The organism is uncultured Candidatus Kuenenia sp. (genome assembly GCF_900696675.1).
Classification (GTDB): Bacteria; Planctomycetota; Brocadiia; order Brocadiales; family Brocadiaceae; genus Kuenenia; species Kuenenia stuttgartiensis_A.
Window position 1 is genome coordinate 13,915 of the sequence record NZ_CAADGZ010000007.1, and the last position, 16,999, is coordinate 30,913.

Below are 16,999 nucleotides of genomic sequence, written 5' to 3' on the forward strand. Positions count from 1 at the left end.
ACATCATCTGTTATCGTTCAAATGCATAATTGAACGATTCTTCAGTTAAGTGTGGTTGGTGTTTCAGCATAAAACAGTCGAGTTCTTTTAATAATGTCATCTTCTCTTTTGCAGTCTGGAATGTTGCCTGAAAGGAATTCCTGGCGAGCCGGTAAATATCGTTATGATCTAAACGCAAAGCTTCCTGGACAGCAAGGAGGTTTTCATTTATGTATCCGCCAAAATAAGCGGGGTCGTCAGAATTGATGGTGACATGCAGCCCCATATCAAGCATCTTTTTTAAAGGATGCATCTTCAAAGAATCAAATATATGTAATTTTATATTAGATAAGGGGCACACCGTCAAAGGGATGCTCTCTGCCTTTAACAGAGCCACTAATTGCATATCTTGTATGCAGGCAGTTCCATGGTCAATACGCAATGCTTTCAAATAATGTAAAGCCTGCCAGATGTATTCAGAAGGGCCTTCTTCTCCTGCATGCGCAACCGTGAGAAATCCTTCCTGCCTGGCTCTTGCAAAAACAGAAGCAAATTTTTTGGGAGGATACCCAACCTCGTATGAATCCAGGCCAACGCCAATAATCCATTCTCTATAGGGCAAAGATAACAACAGTGCTTCCATTGCAGACGCTACACTCATACAGCGTTGAAAACACATTATTAACCTCGCAGAAATACCAAGTTTCTTTTCTCCATCCATCATGGCTCCTAAAATACCCATAAATACGGACTCAAACGATATACCTCTTGTTATGTGCGCTTGCGGGTCAAAAAACATTTCTGTATGCCGTATATGTTGTGAGGATGCTTTTTTCAGATAGTTCCATGTTATTTCATAGAAATCCTGTTCGGTTAATAGCACCTGGATACCGCTGTAATATATCTCCAAAAAAGACGAGAGGTCTTTAAATGTATATGCCCTTCGCACATCTTCTACCGATTTATACGGGAGTTTTATTTTGTTCCTCTCTGCAATGGCAACCATAAGTTGGGGTTCTAATGTGCCCTCTATATGAACATGAAGCTCCGCCTTTGGCATACCGCAAATAAATTCATTCATACGTTTTCGAATTAATTCTCCACTATGAGGGAAAGAATCTTTTTTCCCCAATATTTAGTAAATAAAAATGTATGCCTTTTTCGAGTCCTTACCGAAAAAGGTGATGCTTTAAATGCAGACGTAATTATTGCAAGAAACAGCGTATTACAAGACATTGACAAAAATTTACTACTGTTTTGGTGTCGTGTGTAGTCAACAAAAACAGGAGCTATTCCAATACCTATTCCTTTTTATATTTTTCTATCAAATAAGGTTTTTGTTTTTCAAACTCCATTGCCTGTAATTCTATGATGTCTTCTGCTTCTGTGGAATCCATTTCCTTCACTTCACGGCAATATGATGCTGTTCGTCCGAAATAGAGGGGCGTTAACATGTCAACAAGCCGCCTTCTGTTCCTTTGCCAGTGGTTATACGTAAAGGCAAAGTCGCACAATATCCTTGCCCAAAGGTCTGAAGGGAAATGTATCTCTCCGGTTTTGTTGAAATCTATTGAAATATCATATAAACGGTTAAAATTCTCAGCATCAAGTATCTGTTCATAAAAGGGTTCAAATTGTTCAAACCCATCGCTGAATTCTGCCAGTAATTTTGTAAAATTAACCGATACAGGCTCAACCTTTGCCGCCTCGCCGGTAATTCCAACGGTTTCTATATCCACAGTCTTTTCCGCTTGTTTCCACTTTGATTCATATTTACTCATCAGATAATATAAAGTACTGATAACCTGCTGAAACATGGGGCCAAGATCCGCCGCCGGGTCTTTTGCATTATGAACCTTTGTTCCCAAATGCGCCTGCACGATTTTAAACCCTTCATTAAGGGCAGTAGTAGTCATCCAGACGTCTATTCCGAAACGGGCAACATCTGACTCCCACACATCCTCGTTTACATAATATGCCGCCAGGTCGCCGCAAAATCCAAAATCTCCGCCAATGGGCTGCCGGATTTTTGCGCCATATAAAGCACGGGTAAGCGGATAAACAATGTTGTTTGTAATGGTGCCATCATATTTATGGCGAAGATATAAAGGGGCAACAAAACCTGCCTGTTTGTTTATAATGGGGTCAGCAAGCATCTTAATCCATTCCGGTGTAATGCTCCTCAAATCAGCATCAACAACAACGATGGCGTCTGCCTTCAATAATTGGGCAACCTCGAAAATTGCCCGGAATGCCGTTCCCTTTCCAGGAGTACCCCGGTAAATCGTTACGCGGCGCTCAATGCCGTCAGGAATGGTTGCGGAGTAAGCCTTTTCTCGTGTATCGTCAAGGGAACCACCATCGGAAACAAATACAGCGCATTTTTTATCGGGGTAATATTTTTTTAAACCTTCAGCGGATACTGCCACAACATGCGAAATGGTGTCTTCACAATTATAGCAAGGAATGCCGACAATTATATCCACCTCCTGCATTTTACTTATCCACATGTGTACATTTTGACGAACGGCTGATGAGTACTTCTTTTTTAAATTGATCATAAAAATCCCCCCCTTCTTTTTGTTTATCCCCGGTTAATTATAAAATTACTCTGTATCGATGCACAATCTTTACCCTACTCCATATGTCCGAAAATGTAAGGTATATTTTTCAGATTAACGCGTTTTTGTATTATCAGCTTCTACTGCAGCAATTAATTTATTAAAGAAATCGGGGATTGCAGAAATAATCCTGTTCCAATTTGGAATAAAAGGTATCCCCGATGGGTCATTTAGAAATTGTTCTCCTGCTATGCCAATACTTTTGACGAATGCGTCAACGGCATTCATTTCCTGATGACGGTCAAAAACAAGCCCGTTAATTGCAGAGTCGTGGTTGTATTTTTCAATGAATTCATGACCTGCCCTTTGGTATGTAGCCCTCAGCGTTCTGAAGCATTCACCTGAAAAAACAACACCCATACTCGCCAGATTTTTGTAAATGGACTTAGCGATGTCAATGCTCATTTTGGTAAGCCCGGTGGTTGGGTCTTCGTCAGATAACGGTTGATGTTTGTGTTCATACGTTTCACACAAATCAACCTGGCAAATCCTTCTCATCGAACAATTTCTGTAAACTTCAGCCAAAACACCCACCTCCAGTCCCCAATCTCCCGGTATTCTGTTAATACGTGCAAGGTCGGTTGCCATTGAAAATTCTCCTGCAAGCGGATAACGAAAGCTGTCGAGGTATTCGAGGAAATCGTTATTGCCTATTATTTTTTTCAATGACCTGATGAAAGGAGTCACAAATAACCTTGTGACACGGCCGTGCATCCGATCGGTAATACGGTGATAGTATCCTTTGCAGAATTCAAAATCCAAATTGGGATTTACCACAGGATAGCATAATCGTGCCAAAAGTTCACGGCTATAGTTTGTAATGTCGCAATCATGCAAGGCAATTACTTTTGATTTTTCTGTCGCCAGCACATATCCATAAGCGAGCCATGCTGACCGTCCCTTTCCGTCAATGCCCGCAGATATCTTCTCGTCCGTTAAAAGCTTATACAGATTTTGAATATTTTCTCCGTCATTCCAGATTAATTTTGTTTCCTGAGGGAGAACCGAAAAAAATCGTTTTGCTTCGGCAAATTCGCTTTCATTAAACCGACCAAGCGTCACAACAACCTGGCTTATATACTTTACCTCCTTAATCTGTTCAACGATTCCCCGTAAAGCAGTTCCTTTCAGTTCAACGGGCGTCGCCGGCAAAACAAGCGCAACAGGCCGTGAATAGGCATATTTTTCAATGCCATGCTCTATCTTTTCTATTGTGGTGGTGTCAAACCTGTGAATTGTGGTAATCTCACCATTTTGAAAAAAATCTCCCATGTTTTTCCTCTTTTTATAGGTCTTCGAATATCCTTAATATCTCCCTATTCCAACCTGCCGGGCCAATTCCATCGGCATAAACAAGATTTGGAAGCTGAATCCTTTTATCATAATCTCCCGTTTTTTTCCGGACAATAACGGGAACATCTACCGCGGCTAACATAGGCAGATCTATATGGCTGTCGCCAATGCCAATTGTGCGTATTTGATCATGATAATGATCGCAATACATATTGATTAGCATTCTTACTGCTTTCCCTTTGTCGGTATTTAAGCTAAAAATGTGATGAAAACGTCCTCCTTCCATAAAATTAAAACCCAAAGCATTAAATATTTTTTTGATTTTGTTAATATTTTCATGACCACTTTCTATAAAAATTGGTTCAGAATAAAGACGCTGTTTCGCTCGTATCGCGGAAGAAATATCGATTCCCGTAATAGCCGAAATTTTCCCGGGCGTTAAATCGGAAAAACCTGTTATGGCAATACCGCAAGATTCCCTTATCTTGTGTAATGCAGCTACAATTTCCTTATAGGGGGTTCCAAGCCTGACTATGCTATAGTTCCCGTTTTTTTTATCAATGACAGATTTGAAATATCCGTCCGGTATAATAATAGCACCGCCATTTTCAGGGATAAAAGGGTCTTTATTGTCCAGTTTTTCACGATATACCTCAATCTCGGCCTGTGTTTTACTCGTACAGATTACTACAGGAATGTTACGCGCACGAACCAACGCCAGGGCCTCTTTTGCCTTTTCGAAGGAATAGGTGGTATGGTCTAACAACGTTCCGTCCAGATCAGTTATTATGATATACTTCATGGTTGATTTGTCTCCGTCTTTCCAAAAGACTTTTTCATGTAAAAATAGCTGAACCCTGCGACCAGAAGCAAAATAAATACAGAAGCTGCAGCTCCCTGTCCGAAATCGCCTTTATAAAAGAAAAGTCTGTAAGAATATACCGATAACGTTTCAGTAGCTCCTCCTGGCCCGCCGCCTGTCAAAACATAAACAAGATCAAATATCCTTAAGGTGTCAATTGCACGGAACAAAACGGCCACCCCCAATATGGGTAGTATTAATGGAAGCGTTATGTATCTGAAAGACTGCCAACTGTTTGCCCCATCAATTATGGAAGCCTTGTATATTTCACGCGGTATGGCAGAAAGGCCCGCCCATACAATTATAGCTACAAACGGAGACGTCTTCCAGACATCTGCCATCACCAGGGATAAAAAAGCGACAAATGAATTTCCGAGCCAATTAATTCTGCCAATTTCAATAATTCCTAAAAGATAATTCAAAATGCCAAGGTTGTAATCCAGCATCCATTGCCACATTCTGGCCGTTACTACAGTCGGTATTATCCAGGGTATTAATATAAAAATTCTCAAAAACCCTTTTTTTTCAGAAATAAGATTGAGCATAAGCCCAAAACATAAACCTACTATTGCCTCAAGAGATATCGAAACAAAGGTGAAAAGAAGGGTAAAAAAAAGAGCATGCCAAAAGCGTGAATACGATACTAAAACTTTGTAATTATGAAAACCATTAAATGTTTCGTCAGGCAGTATTGTTTTTGAGTTTTTGAAAGAAAGCACAAGCGTATCAATGAACGGGAATAGACTAAACAGCGCCACTAATACTAATCCTGGGATTAAGCAGAAATAGGGGAATCTATTCCTTTGCAAAATCATCCTTAATCCTTTCTATTTTATCCTGCATGATCTGCAATGCCTCCTGAATTTCCATTTGACGGGATAATACCTTGCTGAGATATTTCTGCAAGACGTCGCTAATCCATTGATAATACGGGACATTTGGCCGCATTTGTATATTTTCAAGCGACTGTTCTACTATTGGGAGGAAGGGCAATTTTTCAATCAACTCCGCATCTTTATACAAGGAACTTCTCGTGGGCGCCCACGATACATTTTCTGCCAGTCTTTTCTGAACTTTGGCGGAGGTTAAAAATTCAATTAATTTCCATGCCTGTGCTTTTTTCCCGGAGTTTGCATTTATTGCCAGATGCCATCCTCCACATACGGAAGCAAACGATCCATCGGGAAACTTTGGTAACAGGGCAACACCTACTTTGTCTTTCAGTGTTATGTCTTCCTGGCATAAATCCCACACATATGTCCAATTCCGCAAAAAAAGTCCCTTACCCTGTTGGAACAAATGCCTTGAAGATTCCTCCATTAGCTCGCTATAAGTATTTTGTGGAGAGATTTTATATTTCCAGATTAAATCATGCATAAGCTGGAGGGCTGTTTTGTTTTGTGCAGAATCTATCACAGTATTTCCGGTATCATCAATTATTTGACCATTGTTACTGCCAATAAATTCTATAAAATTGCAAACCAAACCCTCATACTGCTTGCCCTGCCATAAATATCCGTAAACATCCTCCTTTCCTGAAATCTTTTCACATACTGCCACAAACTGATCCCAGTCAACAGGCAGAGGAAGATGATATTTTTCCAGTAAATCTTTCCTATAATAGAGAAGTCCTATATTAATATTCCAGGGAATTGCATAAAGGGTATTATTGTAAACATTCGTTTTTTCCGTTACAGGAATGAACGCACCTCGTTCTTTGCTGTTAATATAGGCATTCAGAGGCTCAATCCAATGTGCTGATGCGAACTCAGGGATCCAAATGGTATCGATTCGCATAACATCTACATACTTGGTTCCGGCGTCTAAAGTGGAGAGATAATAGTGGTGTTGTTGATCTGAGGGGGAGGGAAGGGCATTTAATTTTACTTTTATTCCATGATTTTCTTTTTCATACGCAGCAATTATTTCTCTGATAAAGGAAATTTCTTTTGTACCTGCGCCAACACTAAAAACAATTTCATCAGTTTTTTCCTGTTTTAAAAATGTATAAACAATCCAAGTCCCTAACAAAAAATATACTGATAATACGGCAATTAGTCTTATATTGAATTTCAACTGAAATCTCTGTGTTTACCTATAGACATAGTAGTTTTATCTTTGGTCTTCTCTCTTGGTGATACTTGTCCGTTCCAACATTTTGAAAATTTAAACATTTGTTTATTGGAGAAAAGAGGCGTTTTTATCCTTAAATTACCATTACAGCGACATTTTTATTTCAGAATTGCAGCAATTTTTTGGAAAGAAACAACCCTGTCAGAGTTAATATCCTGCCGGTTTTCGTGCAGAACGTAAGAATAAAATGTCACAGAGGTGCTACCTACTATGCCCGGCAGGACTAACAACCTCTCTCGCCTCCCGATTCCATGCTTTATGTTTTTTAACTAATTCATCCAATTCTTTTACGTTTAAAATATTTTGTTGCAGGAAATATTCGCCGAAAGGACACTGAAGCCTCCGCTGTCTTCCCAGAAGTGCCAAATACTGAAAATGTGTTATAAAACCGTTCCGGCATGCGTATTCAGCGAATTTTTCACGATGGTTTCTTGTTGTCAAGATGTTTCGTATATCTTCAGTCGTTAAAATATTCCAATCTCTTGCAAGCTGCCCGATAAGCGGTCTTTGCTTCCTCTGCCAAAAAATAGCGGATAGCAATGTCCTCCACGAAATAGCGCCTGAATAATACATATATTGACCAATCAGTAGTTTCCGCTTTGGAATGCTGCCTTTGTAAAAAAATTCTGTAACATTGTTTTGCTTTTTAGAATGTGCCGTATGCCTTACGGTCTTTTGTACATCCTCCCTTTGTTTTGTTGTTTTGTTTCCGGCGATAAGCACGTTCGCACTTTGGCTCTTTATGAAAAGATTTAGTCTTTCATACGCCAGAACTATCTCTTTAAAATGCTGTATCATATCGGATTCTAACCTTCCCAGCATTTTAGCCCTGTCCGGGTGGGTTTCCAGCACCTTCTTCCTGTAAACCATCCTGAGTTCGGAAGGCAACATGTTTTGCAAGAAACTGGTGATATTTACAATGTCAGGGCCAAATAACAAACGGCAATCATTGAGAAGTTTTGTTCCGGATATAATATCTGGCATTATTTCCCCTTTATCATATTATCACTGCTTGGTATACAGGAAATAAAAAACATACAGGATTTTGTCGTTACAATAAAAGAATTTTTTTGCCTTGTCAAGCCATAAAACATTTTACTTCATATAGCCAGGCACTATTAAATTGCAGGAACGCGTGCGTCTCTACTTTTTGGTTGCGGCCTTGCTGCGCTATGCATTATGCCTTTGACGTCCGACAATTATTCCAGAGCTTCGGAAGGGAAAGATATGCTTCGTATCCCTTTATCTTCCGGTCGTTTTTTCCATTCCTCTTTTGCGGCAGAAATTGTTGCCCCTCGGCTTCTAACCGGTTAATTATTCTGTACAGTGTCGGTAGCGAGATGATAATGTTCTCCTCCTTCAGCAAGTCCTGTATCTCTTTTTTACCGGCTCGAAAATAAGACTACAAAAAATAGCTCAAACACAGGTACCGCAATATGATATGGCTATAAAACCATTTTCATAGTTTCTGGGTGTTGCAAATGCAAAATGATGAAGGAAGACTTATTTTGTCATTACAATTGCATCAGCTTGTCATTGCAAGGGGTCTCAGCTTGTCATTGCGAGGGCTTTTTCCGAAGCAATCAGTATACTACGAGATATTTCGTAACGTAAGAAACGCCATATCGCGGGAGAAGCAAATTAAGGGTGGCTCAAGGGCTAAAAAAATAGAATTAATTAATGAATACAGGATGGAAGGGTCTCTATGACGGTTTATGAGATTGCTTCGGAAAAAGCCCTCGCAATGACAAGGCGGATACCCTCGCAATGACAAGCTGAGACCTTTTGGATGGCCATATATATTTGAACCGGTACAGAAACAGAAATGCCAGATGTTTCCAACTCGAAAGTAAGACTAGAAAAAATAGTTTAAGTACATATATTACAACATGATATGGTTATAAAATCATTTTCATCGTTTCTGGGTGTTGCAAATGCAACATGATGACTGTTTACAAAATATATTTCGAGTAATACTTTTATCCTGTCAGTTGTTTCTCTGGGTATCTATAAGCACCTTTTCTGCTTTGGCCTGCGGGATTTTTTCATCCTCAAGGGAAGAGGGGTCGCCCGGACGATAACGCTTCTTCCTCCGGTAAAACGTATCGGGAGAAATACCGAAATGCCTGCACGTTTTTCTCGCATTTGTCCCGCATTTTTCGTAATACTCAAACCATGCATGTCTTTTTTTGGGCTTCTTCTGACATTTCTATGCTTTTTCTAAAACCCCTGTTTTCCTCGGTCTGGCAAAACATCTGACCATACCGGAGTTTATAATGTATAGGCTTAATGCACACAAAGAGAAAATAATTTGACTTATTTCTTCAAATATACTAGATTAATCCCCTAATTTCCTGTCAAATAAATACTTATTTACTTCCTTTACCGTTAATATCGAATAGCATTTTGCCGGCATTGTCTATGAAATCCTGTACTGCCAGTAAATCCGAAATAACGAACCTGCTTGCCCCATTAAGAAAATGTTTAGGGGAAAAAAACGTCCTTATTGCCCTTGAAGACCGGATATGCTATGCATACGACGGCTCAAAACAAAAATACCTTCCCGATATTGTTGTGCGGCCGCAGACGACGCAACACGTTGTGGAAGCGGTGCGGCTCGCAAATGAACATGAAATTCCGGTTTATCCGCGTGGAGCCGGCTCAGGACTTACCGGCGGCGCGGTTCCTGTCTTTGGCGGCATGGTATTAGACTTTGCCCAAATGAACCGTATCCTGGAAATCGTTCCGGAAGACCTTGTTGCCACCGTAGAACCCGGCGTTGTTACACAAACATTACAAACAGAAGCTGCCAAATATAATCTTTTTTATCCCCCTGACCCTGCAAGTGCAGCATTCTCTACTATCGGGGGTAATGTGGCGGAATGCGCTGGTGGGATCACCGGTTTAAAATACGGCGTAACAAGGGATTACATCCTTGCACTGGAAGTGGTTCTTGCCGACGGAAGTGTTATTAATACCGGACGCAAAACGCTTAAGAGCGTTACCGGATATGATATCACCCGGCTCCTTGTTGGTTCTGAGGGTACGCTTGGTATTTTTACAAGAATCACAGTAAAACTGATTCCATTGCCGGAAAAAATTGAAACGCTTCTCGTTTTTTTCCCTACGCCAAAAGACGCCGTGGAATCAGCAAGTACCATCATCTCTCACAATATTCTGCCCCGTGCACTTGAATTTATTGACAAATCAAGCATCGATTGCATCAAAGGATACCGGCAGGAAATCGAATTGCCGGAAGATGCAAACGCAATCCTTATCATAGATATTGACGGGGAAGAAAAAAGCGTTCAAAAAGGAATTGCACGGGTAAAAACGTTTGTTTCAGAACACCGCGCAATTAAGATTATCGCCGCAAGTGATGCGAAAGAGCGCAATGACCTCTGGGAGGTTCGGCGCATTCTTTCGCCCGCTCTTTATAAAATCGCACCGTATAAAATCAATGAGGACATTTGTGTTCCCCGAAGCCGGATATTAGAAATACTTCACGCTATTAACGACACGAACTCCCGTTACCCTCGCCTGAAGGCTGCAAATTTCGGACATATCGGGGATGGCAATATCCATGTAAATGTTATGTATGAGGAAGAAGGGGACCGTCCGTTTGCGGAAAAAATGATTGATGAAATTATCCGCAGCACTATCAGGTTAGGTGGAACCATTTCCGGAGAACACGGCATTGGAAATGTAAAATCAAAATTCCTGCCGCTTGAAATAGCGCCGCAGGAATTGCAGATTATGAAAGATATCAAACGCTTGTTTGACCCAAAAGGAATATTAAATCCGGGCAAATTTTTTTAATAATTACACTGCCCATTCCCGGTCTCCGGTTTAGGACCTCTGATTTCTGTACATATTTAGATTAATTTGGCGTTTTACGTTAGCGCTTATGGGGCGAAGCTACCTGCTATACTAAACTGATTCACTACTTATAAACACTTCGGGTTGAGCAGTGTCTTCCATTTTATATATGTTTTCATTTTTTGTTTAGAGAAGGAGTCTTTTTTTTTATGGTATTATCAAGAGTTGCGCGAGAGATACAAGCATCAGCCACCCTTGCCATTACCGCCAAGGCAAAACAATTGGCCGCTGAAGGCAAAGATGTAATTGGTTTTGGCGCCGGAGAACCGGATTTTGACACGCCGGAAAATATTAAAAACGCTGCCATAAAAGCTATTAAAAACGGCTTTACCAAATATACCCCCACTTCCGGTGTGCCAAAATTAAAAGAGGCGATCTGTGAAAAACTTTTTAACGACAACCACCTGAAATACGCCTCATCACAAATTCTTGTTTCCGCAGGGGCAAAACAATCTATTTGCAATATAGCACTCGTTCTATGCGATACCGGAGACGAAGCAATCATACCCTCCCCTTATTGGGTTAGTTATCCGGAAATGGTGACATTGGCAGGGGCAAAGCCCGTTTTCCTGGAAACGACTGACAAAGATAGTTTTAAGATTACGAAGGAATCCCTGGCGAAGGTTATTACGCCCAAATCGAAACTACTTTTTTTGAACAGCCCTTCCAACCCTACCGGCATGGTTTATACAGAAGAGGAATTGCGGGAAATAGTTATGTTTGCCGTTGAAAAGGGACTATATGTAATTTCCGATGAAATCTATGAAAAAATTCTTTATGATGGTGCTGCGCATTTCAGCCCGGCGGCGATTAATGACGACTGCTATAATAAAGTTGTAACGGTAAATGGGTTTTCAAAAGTCTATTCAATGACCGGCTGGCGTCTGGGCTATGCCGCGGGACCTGAAAAAATAATTAAAGCGGCAACCAATATTCAGGATCATACCACTTCCGGTGCAAATTCTATTACCCAGCTTGCAGGACTTGAAGCCCTTCGTGGCAGTCAGGAGTCGGTAACCGTCATGGTGAAAGAATTTGACCGGCGCAGGAAATATATCGTAGAAAGACTTAATACCATAAAAGGCATTTCCTGCTTATTGCCGCAAGGGGCTTTTTATGCCTTCCCCAATGTATCCCGTCTTTGTGAAAACCTCTCCTTAAAAGGTTCTTTTGATCTCGTCTCTCTCCTGCTAGAAAAGGCACACATTGCATTTGTTCCCGGTGCTCCTTTCGGTGCTGACGCACACATAAGGATTTCATATGCAACGTCAATGGAGAATATTGAAAAAGGGATGGATAGGTTTGAGAAATTCCTAAATACCTAAACCGGGACAAACAGAACCAAACAAGCACGAAAACAGTCCTCGGTCCTCAATAGGCAATCGGCCGACCGCCGACTGTAGGAGTGTCAACAACAAATAGTAAAGGCCTTTGGTGTTTTAGCAATAAGTGTGAAGCTGAGGGTAAAGCGGCTAAGAGAACATGGTCCGAAGGGATTTTTTCGTCAGGCAGTGCGAACAATGTCCGCCCACCTGCTTACACCTGAGGTAAGAGAAAAGGTATAAAAGCGACTGGACAGAGGGCAGGGTGTTTCTGAAACAGGCAAGAAATTAAATATCAATTCAAGTACGATTCACAAAGCAATCCAAAGCAGACAGTTAGAGAAAAAAAACGGCAGAAGGCTTTCGGGGGCAAAGAAACAAAAGTGAACGTGCGGTGATCTATAGTCGTGCCGGTATGGGTATTGGATGTATGCTGGAATAAGCGTAAGCCGCAGGATAAATAGCATGCGAGCGGGTATGGAAAAGAATCTAAGGCTTAAAATGACTTTTGATATGCTGAAATCACGAACCAAGAGGTGATACAGACCTACTGCGCCTACTCATTCGCAGGTGTTCGTCAAATAAATATCCCTATCGATCCGTACTCCGGCAGTCGGACAAACATTAACACACTCCTCGCAACCATCGCAGTGAGTCTCGCCTAAAGGAATATTTATCATGGGAGTAATGCGTGTTGAAAATCCCCTTCCCGCATCGCCCAATATATAGCATTTTTTAACTTCATCGCAGGCCCTCACACAAGCATTGCAATTTATACACTTATGTATTTCCATCTTTATTTTTTCATGGGAATAATCGGTTTTGTAAGTTCTTCTCTCACCTACATATAAGTTCTGATCAGCCTGGTATTTCTGAGAATGCTTCTTTAACGAACAAATGTCCACTACATTACATCCACATTCCAGGCATCTATTCGCCTCATTTGTCATCTCATCTCTGGTAAAACTACATTCGACTTCTTCAAAATTGCCAAGGCGTTTTTCAACCGGCAGCAAATCGATTTCTTTTCTTGTAACAGGTTTAAAAGATTCAAACATTTCAGCGGGCAAAGTATCCAGGTCGCCCGGATAGGAACTGAAGCGGATTTTTTCTCCCACCACCTCTTCCCCGTTAAGAAATTGATTTATTGACTGTGCGGCCTTTCTTGCATCTGCAACTGCACGAACGGCAAGATCAGGCCCTTTGTAACAATCTCCGGCAACAAAAATTCTTGGGTCTGCAACTGTTTGGTAGCTGTTTCCTTTTGTATCGAACATGCCCCATTTATTCACCGCCTTGTTTTTAACAAAAGAAAAGTCCGTTTTCTGGCCAATGGCCATAATAATCGAATCTGCCTCAATTGCAAATTCACTGCCTTCTAAGGTGACGGGGCGCCTTCTTCCGCTCTCATCGGGTTCACTCAGTTCCATCTTTACGCAGATTATTTTAAGGCCTTTGCCAGATTTTTCTATTTTTATGGGATTGGTTAATACCTGAATATCCACCCCCTCGTCATAGGCATCCCGGACTTCGGCATGATGGGCGGGCATTTCTTTTTCTGTACGCCGATACACAATAGTTGCTTTTGCTCCCAACCTCACAGAAGCCCTTGCGGCGTCCATTGCTGTGCTTCCTCCCCCAGCAACAACCACACGCCTTCCAATATTTACAGGTTCATATTTAGCAAGTTTTTCCAGCAAATCTATGCCAGAAAAAACTCCTGGCAAATCCTCTCCTTCTATATTCATATACGATGCCCTGGAAGCCCCCACAGCCAGGAGGATTGCGTCAGAATCCTGCATGATTTTTTCAAAATCAATATCCTTCCCTACCTCCGTATTATAATGAATAGTGACGTCTAGCTGGTTTATTATGGCGTCTCCTTCCAAATCCATAACTTTTTCTGGAAGCCTGTAGTATGGGATTCCGTAACGTAACATTCCTCCATGTTTCGGATGGCGTTCGTAGATAGTTACTTCATGCCCTTGTAATCTGAGATAGTATGCTGCGGAAAGACCGGCAGGTCCCGCCCCTATAATCGTTACCTTTTTGCCTGAAGATTTTTGAGGTGTTTTCGGCAAAAAGGGGCCGCCTTCTTTTTCTTCCATTTCAGAAATATAGCGCTTTTGAATGCCAATTAATATCGGTTTATCCACTTTTTGACGGCGGCAAACTTCCTCGCATGGCCTTGGACAAACACGTCCCAAAACATTTGGGAAAGGTGCCTTTTCCCGAATAAGATTCGCCGCTTCTTTATACAGCCCCCTTGCTTCTAAAAAAAGGAAACCTTGTATATTGATATTAGCAGGACAGCCTTTTTGGTTGCATGGCGCATAACAATCGCCAAAATGATCTGAAAGGAGTAAATCCAGCGCAGCCTTCCGTGATGCCCGGACCTTTTCGTTTTCCAGTTCCACCACCATGCCATTTTCCAATTTAGTGGAACAAGATGGCACCATACCCCCACGACCGCTTTTCTGCTCTACCGTACAAACCCAACAACTTCCGTAATGCGATATTTTATCATTATGGCAAAGAGTCGGGATTTCCACCCCCAGCGATTTCGCCGCATCATATATGGTCATACCAGTATCAAACTGGTAATCCTTTCCATCGATAGTAACGTTGACTTTGTTTGACATAATTATCCTTTTAAAATAGCGTCAAATTTGCAGACTTCATAACACATCCCACACTTAATACAGATTTTCTGATCAATATGGTGAACCTTTTTCGTCTCTCCGGTTATAGCGTCTACCGGACAGTTTTTATAGCATAAGTGGCAACCAGTACATGCCTCCTCAATAACCGAAAATTTGATGAGTTCTTTACATACGCCAGCCCTGCATTTATTTTCTTTAATATGTTCTACATATTCATCTTTAAAATATTTGAGTGTGGTCATAATAGGATTAGGGGCTGTTTTTCCCAATCCGCACAGTGAAAGATCTTTGACTTTTTCTGAAAGGCTCTCTAGTTCATCCAAATCAGCCATACCCCCTCTGCCTTCTGTTATCTTTTCCAGTATCTCAAGCAACCTTTTAGTTCCAATACGGCAGAAGGTACATTTACCGCATGACTCGTTTTGCGTAAAAGTAAGGAAAAATTTAGCGACATCCACAATACAGGTATCATCATCCATAACTACCATACCGCCGGATCCCATAATTGCACCTGTTACAGAGATACTTTCATAATCTACCGGCGTATCAAGCAACCTTTCCGGAACACAACCACCTGAAGGCCCGCCTAATTGAACTGCTTTAAAAGGTTTACCTGAAGATGTCCCCCCACCAATGGTGTATATGATATCTCGTAAAGGAGTTCCCATATCAACCTCAATAAGTCCACCTCTGGCAATTTTTCCCGCCAGTGAAAAAACCTTCGTTCCCTTGCTTTTTTCCGTTCCGTATGAGGCATATATTTTCGCGCCATTATTGATAATCCATGGTACTGAAGCCAGTGTTTCAACATTATTTATATTCGTAGGATACCCCCACAATCCTGATCCTGCAGGAAAAGGTGGTTTTAATCTTGGATGTCCGCGTTCGCCCTCTATAGAGGCAATCAGCGCTGTTTCTTCTCCACAAACAAAGGCGCCTGCACCTTCTTTAATCTTTAAGTGAAAAGAAAATTCACTATTTAATATATTGTGACCTAAAAGGTTTTTTTCTGTTGCCTGACTAATGGCTAATTTTAACCGCTTTATCGCCAGAGGATACTCGGCGCGAACATACACATAACCATGTTCTGCACCAATTGCATATCCACCAATTATCAATCCCTCAATTACCTTGTGTGGGTCGCCTTCCAAAACTGCCCTGTCCATAAATGCGCCGGGATCACCCTCGTCTGCATTGCAGATCATGTATTTTTTTTCTCCGGTGCTATTTCTGGCAAATTGCCATTTAAGACCTGTTGGAAATCCAGCACCGCCCCTGCCCCTTAATCCGGAAGTCTTTATCTCCTCGATAACCTGTTGCGGAGACATAGTTCCCAAAACTTTTTTAACTGCCTCATAGCCGCCTTTTTTAATATAGGGCGCAATATCGTCAGGATCGATAATACCGCAGTTTTCTAAAACAATCTTATGCTGTTTCTGCCGAAAATCTTCTCTTCTGTCTGGCTTACTTGAATCTTCGATGATGAATTTTTCATCAATTGCGCCCTGATTAAGGAGGGGATCCAATATCTTGTCTAAATCTTTTTTATGAACGTTTCCCATCATCAGATGGTTGCCATCGGGATAAAAAACTTCCAGGATTGGTTCTTTAAAACACATTCCATTGCATGATGTGTGGCTTAAAGAAACATCGGGATTGTTTTCAATTTTTGAGGCTAATTCTCCATAGAGATCCTTAGCCCCTGCTGCTATGCCACAACTTCCTAAACCAATTACAAATCTTATGTGCTGATTATTCTTTTCCATATTTCTTTAGCGTCCCCCGCACTTTTGCTGATGAAAATCCACCAAATACATCTTCATTAATCATAATTACAGGGGCAAGAGAGCAACACCCTAGACAAGCCACCGTTTCCATGGAAAACGCTCCATCTTCCGTTGTTTGGTCAATATCAATGCCCAGTTGGTCTTTCATCGCTACAATGGTAATATCAGCGCCTTTCACATGGCAGGCGGTGCCTTTGCACACTTTAATGGCATTTCTCCCTTTGGGGGTTAATTTAAACTGTGCATAAAACGTGGCTACGCCATAGAGATGGGATTTTGTTATCTCCGACTCCTCACAAACCTGATCTAAAACATCAAGAGGAAGGTATCCATACTCTTCCTGAATCGACTGTAAAATGGGAATAGAAGCTTCTTTTGTATTGCCGCAGATTTCTAAATATTTTTTAACATTGGATTGGGACATTTTTGCACCATTATGCCTTTACAGGATGACAGGGAA

Annotated in this window: 14 protein-coding genes; 3 read left to right on the forward strand and 11 right to left on the reverse strand. The window is 41.3% G+C overall.

The genetic code is table 11. The features are described from left to right. Window positions 1-10: 10 nt before the first annotated feature. The 8 genes from QZT26_RS02315 to QZT26_RS02350 form a co-directional block, all read right to left on the reverse strand. A complete protein-coding gene (locus QZT26_RS02315; protein WP_295100312.1) occupies window positions 11-1,060 on the reverse strand; it encodes an adenosine deaminase in 1,050 nt (349 codons plus the stop codon). A gap of 220 nt (window positions 1,061-1,280) precedes the next feature. Beyond that, window positions 1,281-2,540, reverse strand: a complete 1,260-nt coding sequence (locus QZT26_RS02320) for a glycosyltransferase (protein ID WP_099325524.1) — start codon at window positions 2,538-2,540, stop codon at window positions 1,281-1,283. Between the two features lie 114 nt (window positions 2,541-2,654). Next, window positions 2,655-3,872: a glycosyl transferase gene (locus tag QZT26_RS02325; RefSeq protein ID WP_099325525.1), complete on the reverse strand. Its 1,218-nt coding sequence runs from the start codon at window positions 3,870-3,872 to the stop codon at window positions 2,655-2,657. A 13-nt stretch (window positions 3,873-3,885) separates the two neighbouring features. Then, window positions 3,886-4,695 (reverse strand): HAD-IIB family hydrolase, encoded by an 810-nt coding sequence (locus QZT26_RS02330; protein ID WP_099325526.1) that lies wholly within the window; start codon window positions 4,693-4,695, stop codon window positions 3,886-3,888. Next, entirely contained in the window at window positions 4,692-5,513 is an 822-nt protein-coding gene (locus tag QZT26_RS02335; RefSeq protein ID WP_230405708.1) for a sugar ABC transporter permease, read from the reverse strand. Before QZT26_RS02335 ends, QZT26_RS02330 begins: the two co-directional genes overlap by 4 nt. A 37-nt stretch (window positions 5,514-5,550) precedes the next feature. Further along, the gene (locus QZT26_RS02340) at window positions 5,551-6,786 is read right to left on the reverse strand and encodes an ABC transporter substrate-binding protein (RefSeq protein WP_230405707.1); all 1,236 of its coding nucleotides are present in this window, start codon (window positions 6,784-6,786) and stop codon (window positions 5,551-5,553) included. A gap of 303 nt (window positions 6,787-7,089) precedes the next feature. Then, the gene (locus QZT26_RS02345; protein WP_295100320.1) at window positions 7,090-7,872 is read right to left on the reverse strand and encodes a J domain-containing protein; all 783 of its coding nucleotides are present in this window, start codon (window positions 7,870-7,872) and stop codon (window positions 7,090-7,092) included. A gap of 193 nt (window positions 7,873-8,065) precedes the next feature. Beyond that, window positions 8,066-8,254 (reverse strand): hypothetical protein, encoded by a 189-nt coding sequence (locus QZT26_RS02350; RefSeq protein WP_099325530.1) that lies wholly within the window; start codon window positions 8,252-8,254, stop codon window positions 8,066-8,068. Between the two features lie 115 nt (window positions 8,255-8,369). Here QZT26_RS02350 and QZT26_RS02355 point away from each other — a divergent pair, with 115 nt between their 5' ends. From QZT26_RS02355 to QZT26_RS02365, 3 genes are all read left to right on the forward strand, one after another. Then, complete coding sequence (locus tag QZT26_RS02355) at window positions 8,370-8,597, forward strand: hypothetical protein (protein ID WP_157820559.1); 228 nt, start codon at window positions 8,370-8,372, stop codon at window positions 8,595-8,597. A gap of 712 nt (window positions 8,598-9,309) precedes the next feature. After that, window positions 9,310-10,707 (forward strand): FAD-linked oxidase C-terminal domain-containing protein, encoded by a 1,398-nt coding sequence (locus QZT26_RS02360; protein WP_099325531.1) that lies wholly within the window; start codon window positions 9,310-9,312, stop codon window positions 10,705-10,707. A 209-nt stretch (window positions 10,708-10,916) separates the two neighbouring features. Continuing rightward, a complete protein-coding gene (locus tag QZT26_RS02365) occupies window positions 10,917-12,092 on the forward strand; it encodes a pyridoxal phosphate-dependent aminotransferase (RefSeq protein ID WP_099325532.1) in 1,176 nt (391 codons plus the stop codon). Window positions 12,093-12,649: 557 nt separating this feature from the next. On the opposite strand, the gene QZT26_RS02370 is transcribed toward QZT26_RS02365, so the two are convergent. Genes QZT26_RS02370 through nuoE form a run of 3 tightly spaced genes read right to left on the reverse strand, consistent with a single transcriptional unit; the run spans window position 12,650 to window position 16,963 of the window. After that, window positions 12,650-14,731, reverse strand: coding sequence for an FAD-dependent oxidoreductase (locus tag QZT26_RS02370; RefSeq protein WP_099325533.1), 2,082 nt, complete (start codon window positions 14,729-14,731; stop codon window positions 12,650-12,652). A 2-nt stretch (window positions 14,732-14,733) separates the two neighbouring features. Then, window positions 14,734-16,518, reverse strand: a complete 1,785-nt coding sequence (gene nuoF, locus QZT26_RS02375) for an NADH-quinone oxidoreductase subunit NuoF (protein ID WP_099325534.1) — start codon at window positions 16,516-16,518, stop codon at window positions 14,734-14,736. Further along, complete coding sequence (gene nuoE, locus QZT26_RS02380; protein WP_099325535.1) at window positions 16,505-16,963, reverse strand: NADH-quinone oxidoreductase subunit NuoE; 459 nt, start codon at window positions 16,961-16,963, stop codon at window positions 16,505-16,507. Before nuoE ends, nuoF begins: the two co-directional genes overlap by 14 nt. Window positions 16,964-16,999 lie beyond the last annotated feature (36 nt).